This is a genomic window from Heyndrickxia oleronia, from assembly GCF_017809215.1.
Classification (GTDB): domain Bacteria; phylum Bacillota; class Bacilli; order Bacillales; family Bacillaceae_C; genus Heyndrickxia; species Heyndrickxia oleronia.
In genome coordinates, this window is record NZ_CP065424.1 from 5,061,662 (window position 1) to 5,075,005 (window position 13,344).

At 36.0% G+C, this 13,344-nt stretch carries 10 protein-coding genes and 1 pseudogene; 5 read left to right on the top strand and 6 right to left on the bottom strand.

The window, feature by feature from the left end; all coding sequences use genetic code 11:
- Nucleotides 1-74 precede the first annotated feature (74 nt).
- The 3 genes from pepT (at nt 75) to I5818_RS25285 (ending at nt 3,129) form a co-directional block, all read left to right on the top strand.
- Nucleotides 75-1,307, top strand: a complete 1,233-nt coding sequence (gene pepT / locus I5818_RS25275) for a peptidase T (protein WP_071976333.1) — start codon at nt 75-77, stop codon at nt 1,305-1,307.
- Between the two features lie 277 nt (nt 1,308-1,584).
- The gene (locus I5818_RS25280; RefSeq protein WP_071976332.1) at nt 1,585-1,713 is read left to right on the top strand and encodes a DUF4023 family protein; all 129 of its coding nucleotides are present in this window, start codon (nt 1,585-1,587) and stop codon (nt 1,711-1,713) included.
- A gap of 147 nt (nt 1,714-1,860) precedes the next feature.
- Nucleotides 1,861-3,129: a hypothetical protein gene (locus I5818_RS25285; protein WP_078109300.1), complete on the top strand. Its 1,269-nt coding sequence runs from the start codon at nt 1,861-1,863 to the stop codon at nt 3,127-3,129.
- Between the two features lie 78 nt (nt 3,130-3,207).
- Here the strand turns inward: I5818_RS25285 and kynU are convergent, their stop codons facing one another.
- Nucleotides 3,208-4,494, bottom strand: coding sequence for a kynureninase (gene kynU / locus I5818_RS25290; protein WP_071976330.1), 1,287 nt, complete (start codon nt 4,492-4,494; stop codon nt 3,208-3,210).
- 68 nt (nt 4,495-4,562) lie between these two features.
- A complete protein-coding gene (locus tag I5818_RS25295) occupies nt 4,563-5,033 on the bottom strand; it encodes a PaaI family thioesterase (protein ID WP_390883599.1) in 471 nt (156 codons plus the stop codon).
- Between the two features lie 240 nt (nt 5,034-5,273).
- On the opposite strand from I5818_RS25295, the gene I5818_RS25300 reads away from it, so the two are divergent.
- Together I5818_RS25300 and I5818_RS25305 are read left to right on the top strand one after the other, a co-directional pair.
- A complete protein-coding gene (locus I5818_RS25300; RefSeq protein WP_071976328.1) occupies nt 5,274-6,767 on the top strand; it encodes a peptide MFS transporter in 1,494 nt (497 codons plus the stop codon).
- Between the two features lie 142 nt (nt 6,768-6,909).
- A pseudogene (locus tag I5818_RS25305) lies at nt 6,910-9,276 on the top strand (penicillin acylase family protein).
- A 271-nt stretch (nt 9,277-9,547) separates the two neighbouring features.
- Here I5818_RS25305 and I5818_RS25310 read toward each other — a convergent pair.
- From I5818_RS25310 to tatC, 4 genes are all read right to left on the bottom strand, one after another.
- Nucleotides 9,548-11,263: a GMC family oxidoreductase gene (locus tag I5818_RS25310; RefSeq protein ID WP_058006124.1), complete on the bottom strand. Its 1,716-nt coding sequence runs from the start codon at nt 11,261-11,263 to the stop codon at nt 9,548-9,550.
- Between the two features lie 28 nt (nt 11,264-11,291).
- Complete coding sequence (locus I5818_RS25315; protein ID WP_058006123.1) at nt 11,292-12,059, bottom strand: gluconate 2-dehydrogenase subunit 3 family protein; 768 nt, start codon at nt 12,057-12,059, stop codon at nt 11,292-11,294.
- A 157-nt stretch (nt 12,060-12,216) separates the two neighbouring features.
- Nucleotides 12,217-12,414 (bottom strand): twin-arginine translocase TatA/TatE family subunit, encoded by a 198-nt coding sequence (gene tatA, locus I5818_RS25320; RefSeq protein ID WP_058006122.1) that lies wholly within the window; start codon nt 12,412-12,414, stop codon nt 12,217-12,219.
- 34 nt (nt 12,415-12,448) lie between these two features.
- Nucleotides 12,449-13,192, bottom strand: a complete 744-nt coding sequence (tatC, locus tag I5818_RS25325; protein ID WP_058006121.1) for a twin-arginine translocase subunit TatC — start codon at nt 13,190-13,192, stop codon at nt 12,449-12,451.
- Between the last annotated feature and the right edge of the window lie 152 nt (nt 13,193-13,344).

Below are 13,344 nucleotides of genomic sequence, written 5' to 3' on the forward strand. Positions count from 1 at the left end.
AATCTTGTCATATGTATTGAACTTTAGTTCATGATAAGATAAGAATAGATTGCTAACAGGGAGATGAATGTAAAATGAAAAATGAAATCATTGAAAGATTTACATCTTACGTAAAAATCGATACCCAATCTAATGAAGATAGCGAGACATGTCCTTCTACACCTGGACAATGGGATCTACTTCATAAGCTTGAAGAAGAGCTTAAATCTATAGGTATGGAAGATGTTACATTGGATGAGAATGGATATTTAATGGCCTCTCTCCCTTCTAATACCGATAAGCATGTACCAACTATTGGATTTTTAGCACATGTTGATACAGCGACTGATTTTACCGGCAAAAATGTAAATCCACAACTAGTTGAAAATTATGATGGTGGAGACATACTTTTAAATGATTCCCTACATATTACTTTGTCCCCAAAAGAATTCCCTAATCTTGAAAATTATAAGGGGCATACATTAATTACAACAGATGGAACCACACTTCTAGGTGCTGACAATAAAGCGGGAATTGCTGAAATCATGACTGCAATGGCCTATTTAATCCAGCATCCAGAAATCAAGCATGGTAAAGTGAGAGTTGCCTTTACTCCAGACGAGGAGATTGGTAGAGGACCACATAAATTTGATGTAGAAGCTTTTCAAGCACAATATGCTTACACAGTTGATGGCGGCCGGCTTGGGGAATTAGAATATGAAAGCTTCAACGCTGCAGGTGCGAAAATTACCATTAAAGGTAGCAATATTCATCCTGGATCAGCAAAGGGAAAAATGATCAACTCCATTAAAATTGGAATGGAGCTTCAAAATAAGCTGCCTGCAGAGGAAGCCCCAGAATATACTGAAGGTTATGAAGGCTTCTATCATTTGTTATCAATGAACGGTGATGTTGAACAGACCAAAATGAACTATATCATCCGAGATCATGATAAGGAAAAATTTGAAGCCAAAAAGGCAAATCTTGAAAAGATTGTTAATGAACTCAAACAAAAATATGGAGAGAACAGCATCATATTGGAAATAAGTGATCAATATTACAATATGAAGGATAAAATTGAACCAGTAAAACATATTGTAGATATTGCCTATGAGGCAATGAAAGACTTAAACATCGAACCGATTATACAACCAATCCGTGGTGGTACTGATGGTTCTCAGCTTTCTTTTATGGGATTACCAACACCAAATATTTTTACAGGTGGAGAAAACTTCCATGGGAAATATGAATATATTTCAGTAGATAATATGGAGAAAGCAACACAGGTAATCATCGGTATAACAAAACTTTTTGAAGAAAAGGCATAAAACAAAAACATCAGGTGTCAGGCATAGTCTGACACCTTTTTTAGTTCCTGAGAACGGAAATGTAAACATGAGAAAAACACCTAAAACTTTTTAAACTCTTATCCATATGAAAAGCTAGACACAACCCTAACGAGGGGAAGCAGTTTAAAAAGTTGAGATGATATTCTGAGCAATCAAAGAAATAATTCCTTACCATACTCACGGTAAATTTTGCAGTATTCATTCGCTCCGAATGGTTATAGTAACAATGAAGTTATTTAGTATAGGAGGTTACGACATGGAAAATACACATGAATATGTTGAGAAACTACATGAGAATCAAAAAAAGGCAGACAAAAATCGAAAAAAAGGAAGCGAAAGCTCAAGCTTCAAATTACCTAACAAGCAACATAGTACAAATAAGTAGTTACAATTTAAAATGAATTCAAATGGTTTCTTTTTATAATTTCCATAAAGCATGGGTTGTCCTTCAGGCAACCTTATTGCTTTATAAAATATACAAAATAAGGAATATGCACCACTTTATGTTACAATTTTGATAGGAGGTGCTAATATGGCTAATACAATAAGTGATTACCTTGAATGGACTAAAAATAAATTTGGTTTAGTAAACTACCAAATACACGATTATAAAATTTATCGAAAAATAAATACCAATAGTGAAACCATCTATACGCTTTGCATGGAGTGGTTCCCCTCTCATATTATGGATCGTGAGGAAGATGGTCTAAATCCAGATGGTACTGCATCTATAGAATTAAATATGCATACACTAAAAGTTCAAAGCGCGATTTTCGTAGGTGGGATTACCTATGTAAAAGATGGAATATCATTTAGTAGTCAAGATAAGAAGGATATTATACATTGGATTGAACAAGAAACTGGTTTAGTTTATCAAGAACATTTTAGACTACATAGGGAGGACAAAGGTGAGTTTACCTTTCAAACATGCATTAAAGGAATTCCACTTTCTCCTGGGGGATCTATTGAAGTAAAAATTAACTCCGATGGGAAGCTTGTCTTTTATTCTGTCATTGGAAACTATCCATCAAAAAATAGTGTAATAGAGGGAGACTATTCTCTTATTCTTGAAGATATTGAACAAATTGCACAGGAACAGCTTAAGCTCATCCATTTTCCTTCCGATGAAACTAAAGAATTGGTCCCTGTTTTTGCAATAGAGGAACTGTATATCGCAAATGACCAATCTGTCACTATTGAATATCCTTTAGCTGAACGAGATACAATAACGATTAATGAGATCATAGAATGGCAAGAATCAATTGATCAACTATTTAATAGAGAAAAAATGAATTTAATAGAAGATCTTACTCTTGAGCAAGCCCTTTCGAATTTGCCTAGTCCTGATGCATTTCCTATTACTAGTGAAGAGCAAGAATATTGTAAGATAGCGGTTACTAATTTTTTACGACAAGTTTATCCGAACCAATCAGGGTTGTGGGTACTAAAAACACTCCATCGTGATAATGGATATATTCACGCAACTCTTAAACAATCTGAACAGGACAATCTTGTTTTTCAACGGAAACTTCTTTTGTTCATTAATCGGAAGTCTTATGAAGTGATCAATTATATGGATAATGACTTTTTAATAGAGATGTTTCGATCCTATCCCAAATCTGGCATCATTAAAGTAATGAAAGATGAGGCATTTCAATATATAAGGCCATATATTGAGCTAACCCCAGTCTATGTTTATAATGCCGAACGAAAAGAATATATATTATGTGGGAAATTAGATAGTCAGTACGGGGTCAATGCTGTCCACGGTGAGATAGTTGAGCTAAACAAATTAAAATAAAAATCCTAATGAGGAAAAAAGTGGATTGTTTATTGACTCTGTCCCTTTTAACAATAAACAATCCACTTTCTTACATGGTTACGCTACTACTTCGCGTTTATTTTCAAATTGTTTATATTCCTCATCCGTCATTATTCGTTTCAAAATCTGAACCGTTTCCCACACTTCTTTAAATGTATTATAAAGAGCAACGGGGGCAAGACGGATGCCATTAGGTGCACGAAAATCTGGAATTACTCCATTGACCTTTAGTGCTTTACAAATACGTGCTGCTTCTTGGTGCTCTAGAAAGACATGACCGCCACGCCTTGAATCCTCTATAGGATTACCAAGCGAAAATCCCATCTCACGAAGCTCATATTTTATGAGATCCATCATATACCGTGTCATCAGTAATGATTTATTCCTGATATTCTTTAATCCAGCTTCTTCAAAAATTTCTAGTGAGCCGATTAATGGTGCCATACTTAAAATATGGGGGGTTCCCATTTGATAAGCTCCTGCATGACTTGCAGGGGTCAATACATGCTCCATATCAAATTGTTTGTCTTTTCTAGAACTAAACCAGCCTGCAAGTCCTGGAACTTGCCCAAAATGCTTTTTGTGAACGTATAAACCACCGACACTTCCTGGACCACTGTTCAAATATTTATAATTGCACCACACAGCAAAGTCAACGCCCCAATCACTCAATTCATGGGGAATTGCCCCAATGGAGTGACAAAGGTCAAAGCCAATAATGATCCCTCTCTGGTGTGCCTCTTCTGTTAATCTTTTCATATTTAATATTTGGCCACTTCGATAAAGGACACTAGGTAGCACAATTAAGGCAATGTCATCTGTCATCGCGCGGATGATATCGTCCTCTTCAATTATACGTCCATCACGGCTCGATACCTGAACCAAGTGTGTATGTGGATCAAAGCCTTTTAATTTCAGTTCACTTTGAATTGCATAAATGTCAGAGGGAAAATTGAGTTCATCTGCTAGAATTTTTACCTTTTCCCCTTGAGGCTGATAAAAGGTAGCAATCATTTGATGGAGATTCGATGTTGTGGAACCGCTTACTATTACCTCAACAGGTAAAGCTCCAATCAATGAAGCAAGACGTCCTCCCAATCTCTCAGATAAATCAAACCAAGCATTCTCCCCTTCCATCCATCCGTCTATACCAAACTGTTTCCATGAATCTAGTAATGTTAGCAATGATGTCTCTGAGCGTTTTGACAGGAGTCCGAGGGAGTTCCCATCTAAATAAATTTTTCCGTCCATTACATAAAATTCATTTCGAAATGAAGCTAGACAATCATTTTTATCTAATTTTAGTGCATATTCTTCGGAAGCATTAAAAACATAATTTTCCATAAGCTGTTCCCCTCCTGAAAGTGGTGATTCCTACCTACTTATAATCGCTGCTCTAGAAAAACTACTTCTTATTTTACAAAAGTACTAGGCATGACTACAGCAATAACCTCACCACGTGCACAGAGTATATCATTAGCAAATACTTCTGTTTCAACCTTCCACTTTTTCGGATGAATTTCATGAATGGTACCAATCGCCTTTAAAGGAGTATCTTGCGGAGTTGGTTTAATAAAATCTACCTTTAAAGAGGCGGTTACAAATCTAGGAGGTTCAACTCCATCCCCCGGTTCATGTCCATTTTTCCGATGCAAGGCTAACGAAGCAGATCCTGTACCATGACAATCAATGAATGATGCAATAAGTCCTCCATATACAAAGCCTGGAAGTGCCATATGCTCTTGCTTAGGGGAGTAAATTGTTAGTGTCTGTTCCCCATCCCAGCCTGTACGGAAATGATGTCCCTTCTCATTCAGTCGACCACAGCCATAACACCAGGAAAAATCATCTGGATATTCATCTTGTATTGCTTTTAATATCATATTCTCCAAAATTACCCCTCCCTTTTCAGAATAGTATAACATATTGCACAAAAAATATTTAATTTACAAATAATTGAAGTATGCATAAATTTTCCCTAGTAAGTAAGTCCCTTTACTTTAACTATTATTCTGAAAAATCTGTTTCGCTAAAAACCCGAAATAAAATTGTAGAAAAAAGAACCTTTTTGACAATATTTTAAATTTAAAGTATTATATTATAATAATAAAGGAGGTTTTCTTATGTTAGAATCAAATAGACAGAAAATTTTGTCTACGGTTCCCCAAAAAGGATTTTTCGGGCATCCTAAAGGACTATTTACATTATTTTTTACAGAATTTTGGGAACGTTTCTCCTACTATGGAATGAAAGCAATCCTAGTTTATTATATGTATTATGAAGTTTCAAAAGGCGGTTTAGGGCTTGATCAATCAACTGCTCTAGCTATTGTCTCTATTTATGGATCATTAGTATATATGTCTGGAATTATCGGTGGATGGTTAGCTGACCGTATTTTTGGTACATCCAGGGCGGTATTTATTGGTGGAATACTCATCATGCTCGGTCACATCGCTTTAGCCATCCCAGGCAACATTACCTTTTTCTTTATTTCAATGGTATTAATTGTTCTAGGTACAGGATTATTAAAGCCGAATGTTTCTAGTGTAGTCGGTGAAATTTATAGTGAAGAGGACAGCCGTCGTGATTCCGGTTTTAGTATCTTTTATATGGGAATCAATCTTGGGGGATTTGTTTCTCCATTAGTTGTTGGAGCCGTTCAATCTAACTATGGTTTCCACCTAGGCTTTGCCTGTGCGGCAGTAGGTATGTTTATCGGATTAGTTGTTTTTCTTGTTACAAAGAAGAAAAACCTTGGCCTAGCGGGGACATTTGTTGCGAATCCTCTTTCCCCAACTGAAAAGAAAAAAGTATTCAGCATCATCGGATTAGCGATTATAATTATCGCAATCTTATGTGCAATTGCTATTCCAACAGGCATTCTTAATTTTGAGACCTTTATTGGTTTAATTGGTATTTTAGGAATTTTGATCCCTACAATGTACTTTATTGTTATGTATCGTAGTCCTAAAACAACAAAGGTAGAACGCTCACGCATTATTGCCTATATTCCATTATTTATTGCTTCCGTTATGTTCTGGGCAATACAGGAACAAGGTTCAACTATACTAGCAACTTACGCCGACAAGCGCACACAATTAGATTTTGCAGGAATTCATATCTCACCTGCTTGGTTCCAGTCACTAAACCCATTATTTATTATTGTGTTTGCACCGGTCTTTGCATGGCTTTGGATGAAGTTAGGAAAACGCCAGCCATCTATTCCTAAGAAGTTTTCATTTGGATTACTATTTGCAGGAATTTCATTCTTGGTTATTCTTTTACCTGCTTACTTTGGTGGTTCGGAATCATTAGTCAACCCATTATGGCTTGTTCTTAGTTATTTTATCGTTGTCATCGGAGAATTATGTTTATCACCAGTTGGACTTTCAGCAACTACAAAACTAGCACCAGCTGCATTCTCTGCACAAACGATGAGTCTTTGGTTCTTATCTAATGCAGCTGCACAAGCTATTAACGCACAAATTGTAAAATTCTATACACCTGCAACCGAAATGGTATACTTTGGAATCATTGGAGGAGCATCAATTGTTCTTAGTATTATTCTATTTATTCTCTCACCAAAGATTCAAAGCTTTATGAAGGGTGTTCACTAAATTGCTAAATAGAATTCACAGGCTGACTTACAAGGGATACCCCCTATAAGTCAGTTTTTTTATATATAGGGTGGAAATGTTCAAATGTAAGCAGGGTTCTTGAAGAAAAAACCGAATTATTACCCCTAAGGGGGGAGAAGCATTGGAAGTCATTATACAAACGAATACAAAAAGAAAGAGAAAATGGACAAAGATTACAGCATGGATTGTGGCCATCACCATCGTTCTAATTGCAGTGATCTATTTCGGGGCAAATGCTTATATCGCACGGTCATTACCAAAAACAGAGGGGGAAATACAACTATCTGGATTAAAAGAAAAAGTTGAAATTATAAGAGATAAGGATGGAGTTCCTCATATCCGTGCAAAAAACGATCATGACTTATACATGGCACAGGGGTATGTTCAAGCTCAAGATCGTTTATTTCAAATGGATCTTAGCCGCCGTCAAGCATCCGGTGAATTAAGCGAAGTCGTCGGTAGTGCAGCGATAGATAAAGATAAATACTTTCGAGCTCTGGGTTTAAGAAGAGCAGCGGTAGCTTCTTATGATCAATACTCGAATCAAGCAAAGGATACACTTAACTGGTTCGCAGAAGGAGTGAATGCATTTATTAAAGAACTAGACGAAAACGGAAAATGGCCCATTGAATTTAAATTACTTGGCTATAAACCTAAAGAATGGACACCTACTGACTCCTTAACAATAGGGAAATATATGGCATTTGATCTTGGTGGACATTGGGAGGATCAGGCATTTCGCTATTATTTATTGCAAAACTTCTCAGAAGAAAAAGCATACGATTTATTTCCCTCCTATCCAAAGGATGCACCATATATTATAAGCAAAGACACATTAAACCTTGAAAAAAGCTTCGCTTCTGCTGTCATTCCTCACGAATTTAATGGAAGCAATAACTGGGTAGTAAGTGGTGAAAAAACTAAATCAGGAAAGCCCATTTTAGCAGATGATCCTCATTTATCACTTAGTACACCTTCAATCTGGTATCAAATGCACTTAAAAGGTCCTGACACAAATGTAAGCGGTGTCATATTTGCCGGAATTCCGGGTATTATTTTAGGTCATAACGAGGAAATCGCCTGAGGAGTTACTAATACTGGTCCTGATGTACAGGATTTATATATTGAAAAAAGAAATCCAACGAACAAGAATCAATTCCTTTATAACGAAAAATGGGAAGATGCAGAGGTAATCAAGGAACCAATAAAAGTCAAAGATCAAAAAACTATAGATTATAATGTAATAGTTACGAGACATGGTCCAATCATCTCTGAATTTGCAGCAGATAGTGGCAAAGATACAGTCCTATCATTACAATGGACGGCCTTACAGCCTTCTAATGAATTAGAAGCTATACTAAAAATGAATAGAGCAAAGAATCGGGATGAGTTCGAAACGGCTCTTGAAAATTTCCAAACACCTGCCCAAAACTTTGTCTTCGCTTCTAACGATGGGACGATTGCATATAAAGCCAATGGTAAAATTCCGATTCGAAAAAAAGGAGATGGCTTGCTTCCTGTTCCAGGATGGACAGATGAATATGAATGGACAGGCTATATTCCGTTCAATGAACTTCCTAAAACAGTTAACCCTAAGGAGGGATTCATCTCGACCGCAAATAACAAGGTGATTTCAGATGATTATCCGTATCATATTAGTCATAATTGGGCACAACCTTATCGCCAAATGCGTATCCAAGAAGTTCTAAAAGCGAATGATCAAATTACAGCAAAGGATATGCGCGATCTACAGATGGATAAGATGAATCTACAGGCTAAAGAGTTTGTTCCAATTTTTCTTAATGAAATAAAAGGAATAAAAGATAAAACGGAAAAAGAAGCGATTCAACAATTAAAAGAATGGAACTTTGTTGATAATGAAGAGTTAGCTGCTCCTCTTATTTTTAATCGATGGATGACAAAAATCTCTGATGTTCTATTTAATAAGGAAATTTCAGTCGAGATGCTCGAAAAGTTTGGGGGAAGAAAACAGGCAGTCGATGAGCTTTTAAGGCATGCTGCAGAAGGGAATCCTGGTCCCTGGATAAAGGAGAATGGTGGATTACAAGCCGTACTCAAAAAATCTTTTGAGCTTGCCATTAATGAAATAAAAGATGAACAAGGTAATTCTGTTAGTAAATGGTCATGGGGTGAATACCACCAACTCTATTTCCCACACCCACTTTCAAGTGTAAAACCGTTAAATTACTTATTTAATAGTGACGGCCGTATTCCAGTAGGCGGTTCTAGTGTGACTGTACAGGCTGCAGCCAATAAAAATGATGGAACGGTTAACCACGGGGGATCCTGGAGATTTGTCATTGATACTGCAAACATGGATTCAGCATATCATTTGGTCGGTCCAGGACAATCCGGGCATTTAAAAAGCAAGTGGTACCACAATCAATTAAATGCTTGGGCAAATGGTACCTATCATCAAACTTCTTTAAATACGAAGAAAGGTCATACACTTATTTTAAATCCATAATATAAAGGCACTTTTCTCAAACATTGCTGTTATTAGTGTATGGACGAATAAAAACAGGTCTCTTCATTACTGAGAAAAGAGCTGCAAATCTTCCTTAAAACAGCTGAACCTTGTATCGAAGGGTAAAAGTCGGCAGCAGGGCTTTTAAAAGCAACAAACGATACAAAATACAGCTTTTGATAAAAAAGACTATAGAAACTAAAAGGGTCTGGCCCCACATGTGAGCACAGACCCTTGGATAAATATACAGTTTGCCTTCATCAATTAAAAATTAAACTAGTGAACCGCCTTTTTTAAGATACTTCTCAATACCTTCTGCAGCACGGTATGCTAATGCACCGACTGTTCCTGTTGGATTATAGCCGGAATTATGTCCAAAAGCATTCGCACCTGCTGAGAATACATTTTCACAATCCCACATTTGTAAGTAATTATTAAGAGCACTTGTTTCAGGATCTGCTCCCATAATTGAACCACCAGTATTATGAGTAGATTGATAGTTTCGAACATCGAAGTTGCCAACTTTTTGGCCACCTTGATTAACTTTTGTTGCTCCCATTTCTTTTAACATTCCTGCAGTCTTCTCACCAAGAAATTTACTTAATTGCCTATCTTGATCTTTCCAGTTAAATGTCATACGAATAAGTGGGTCACCAAAGGCATCTTTATATGTTGGATCTAAATCCAAATAATTGTCTTGCCACGGCATAGAAGCACCTTGCGCACCGATTGAAATGGTACGATTCGCATATTTAACAGATGCATCTTTAAATTCTTTACCCCATGTAGGTGTACCTGCAGGTGTAGCATTATTTTGAATTGGACGATTTCCAGATTGGCCATATCTAATATTAGCCCCGTGAATAAAGTCTAAATCAGAGTGATCAAAGAAATCTCCGTTAAAATCATCAAGATTAGCGCCCAATGCTCCTGCCCCAGCAAATGCATTGTATTCATTATCAAAGAATCCAGTAGAAGCACCAAAGTTTACTTGATATGCATAGTTTTTACCAATTACACCTCGTCCTGTTTTTGGATCATAAGCCTTACCTAAATTTGAATTTAACATGATCTTGACATTATTCATTTGATAAGCAGATAGTAGAACTACTTCTGCCTCTTGAATATATTCCTCACCCGTACGAGTATCAACATATAGCACACCTGTAGCTTTCCCACCACTATGTAAGACTTTACGAACAACAGAATGTGTACGTAGTTCATAATTACCAGTCTTCTCAGCAACTGGGAGAACCGTTACGACAGGATCTGCTTTGGCTCCATACTCACAACCAAATCTTTCACAGAAACCGCAATATTGACATGCACCACGACTAATATTGTCTGGATTTGTGTAGTTTTCTGAAAGATTGGCTGATGGCATACTATATGGATGATATCCAAGTTTATTCGCTGCCTCTTTAAATAATTTCATTTCAGGGCTATCAAGCATTGGCTTTGTCGGATATTTGTATTGTGGTGAACCCTTTAATGGGTTTGGCTCTCCAGAAATACCTGACATTTTCAAGAATGTATTATAGTAAGGCAATAATTCATCATGAGTTATTCCCCAATCTTGAATTGTCATACCTTTAGGAATTTTATTCTTGCCGTAACGTTCAACGGTTTTAGAATAAATTTCAAAATCATATGGTAAAAATAAATACGTTTGTCCGTTCCAGTGAACACCAGAACCACCTAATCCATCACCAAACAGGAATGCACCCCATTCGCGATATGGTAATGCCTTTTTCTTCAGATCATGACGAATAGTTATCGTTTCTCTAGATAAATCCTGCATTAGTTCATAACGTTGAGCATAACGTAATTCATCATGTACTTTTAAATAATCTTCCGTAGAACGACCTTTTCCGCGTTCTAGACCTACTACCTTATATCCCTTTTTTGTAAGCTCAGCAGCGATAATACCACCAACCCAGCCTACACCAACCGTTACTACATCCGTTTTTGGTAATTTCTTTGCCATCACTAGTCACCTTCTATTAGAAAATTTATCACATAGAGCTTAAGCTTTTAGGATCCATCTTCACCAATGAATCTTTTTGGATAATATCCTTATAAGACATTTGATGTCCTGGGAATTTTTTCATTTTCCAACCAGCCATATCCTTATTTCCACCGTACATTGGATCAGCATAAACTCCCTCAATGGTTGCCTTTCTTAATAAAGCAAAAAAGTTACTCGCGGTAGTTGCTCCATTAAGTTTTACTTTATCTGCTTCAAAATCTTTTAAAATAGCAATCTGTTGATCGTCTTCAAGCTCATGAAACTTCTTCTTATGTTTCTTCTGTGCAGTATCATTTAAAGCTTGAATTCCAAGATCAAATATTTCATGTCGTTTTAGATGTGTTTGATATCCTAGCTCAGGAACAGAATCAGCTGGAGAAAAAGGACCAGACATATATTCTTTTGTGTTTAATCCCCAGTTCCCTGCTAATTGATGGTCAATATAATAAGCTACATCTAGATCTTTTGCTCCCGGACCAACATCCGTTTTTGGGAAAATCTGTTCTGCTGCAGCTTCAATTGTCGTAAAATCCTCTTGTTTTGTAAAATACATCAATGCTCTTGACGGATTAGATGAACCAGACATTTCATGGCCACCGCTCATTGTTGATGCTGGTTTTGAACTAGGTTTTTTCCCAATCAGAGAACCTAATGCACCACCGACAATGATTCCACCGACGGTCAATCCGGAATTTTTCAAGAAAACACGTCTTGAACTATCTTGTACACCATTTTGATTTTTTTTATCTGACACACAAAAAACCCCCAATTATCATTACTAAATAATCTGATTTAACAAAAGAATAATCTTAACCCGTTACAATATTGAGTTAAAGCTACTGTTTGTTGGGACTATGGAGTTAGAATTTCATCATTGTGTAAAAATGAAATACTAAATACCTGAATAGCAATTAATTTTTAGTTTCCTTTTTTTCTTCTGATTCAAAAGGCTCTGTTACTTCATCAACAACCTCTTTTGTTGATTTTTTAAATTCTCTAAGGGTATCCCCCACCGCTTTTCCTAGTTGTGGTAATTTAGCAGGTCCGAATAAAATTAATGCAAGAACTAAAATAATAATAAGTCCTGGAATTCCAATTGAACTAAACATGAAATATTCACTCCTAAAATTAATATTTATAAAACTATGAATCTCTTACTTTTTTCTTATAAATTGAGCTTGAGCAAATAATGCTAATCTCAAATAAAAGAAGTAAAGGAATGCTTACTAATATTTCCGATACAAAGTCAGGTGGAGTTATGGCTGCAGCTATAACAACTAACACCATATACGCCACTTTTCTGATTTTCCGTAAAAACTTCGGATTTACAATACCAACCTTCGTAAGGAATATGACGATGACAGGCAACTCAAACATAATACTGATTGGAAATATAATTCCAAACATCAGCTTAAAATACTGATTAATTCCATATGTTTCTGTTGCTCCGATTGTCTGATTGATTTTAGTTAAAAATTGAAGCATCATCGGGAACAAGACAAAATAACTAAAAACTACGCCTAGAATAAATAAGAAAAATGAAATCGGAATAAAAATAAATGTACCTTTTTTCTCCTGTTCAGTTAATCCTGGTTTCACAAATTTCCACGTTTGATATAAGGCAACAGGTAAAGTGATTAATACTGAAACAATAAGTGCACATTTTAAATAGATGGTAATTCCGTCTCCAAATCCAAATACATTCCACTCTATATCCACCGCAGATGGTTGGTCTTTTATAAAGTTTAAAATGGTAGAAGATACGAAAAATCCTAATATTAAAGAAAGTATAAAAAAAACAATAACGATGATCATCCGTTTTCTTAATTCAGTCAGATGCGAAACAAGTACATGTTCCTGATCATTTTGATGATTTGCCTGTTCCATATTAAATTAGAGCTCACTCCTTTTTAAACGGATAAAAAAATAGTATACTTATATTTAGGAAAACGAAATAACAAAAAACATTATACGCCGATTGAATCGAAAAATCACTAAATCAAGAAAAAAAGTTTTTTAAAGATAATTAACAATTAACA

Excerpts from the sequence above, each read along its gene's own strand:
- pepT (WP_071976333.1), top strand. The coding sequence starts at position 75 with ATGAAAAATGAAATCATTGAAAGATTTACATCTTACGTAAAAATCGAT.
- I5818_RS25280 (WP_071976332.1), top strand. The coding sequence starts at position 1,585 with ATGGAAAATACACATGAATATGTTGAGAAACTACATGAGAATCAAAAA.
- I5818_RS25285 (WP_078109300.1), top strand. The coding sequence starts at position 1,861 with ATGGCTAATACAATAAGTGATTACCTTGAATGGACTAAAAATAAATTT.
- kynU (WP_071976330.1), bottom strand. The coding sequence starts at position 4,494 with ATGGAAAATTATGTTTTTAATGCTTCCGAAGAATATGCACTAAAATTA.
- I5818_RS25295 (WP_390883599.1), bottom strand. The coding sequence starts at position 5,033 with ATGATATTAAAAGCAATACAAGATGAATATCCAGATGATTTTTCCTGG.
- I5818_RS25300 (WP_071976328.1), top strand. The coding sequence starts at position 5,274 with ATGTTAGAATCAAATAGACAGAAAATTTTGTCTACGGTTCCCCAAAAA.
- I5818_RS25310 (WP_058006124.1), bottom strand. The coding sequence starts at position 11,263 with ATGGCAAAGAAATTACCAAAAACGGATGTAGTAACGGTTGGTGTAGGC.
- tatA (WP_058006122.1), bottom strand. The coding sequence starts at position 12,414 with ATGTTTAGTTCAATTGGAATTCCAGGACTTATTATTATTTTAGTTCTT.
- tatC (WP_058006121.1), bottom strand. The coding sequence starts at position 13,192 with ATGGAACAGGCAAATCATCAAAATGATCAGGAACATGTACTTGTTTCG.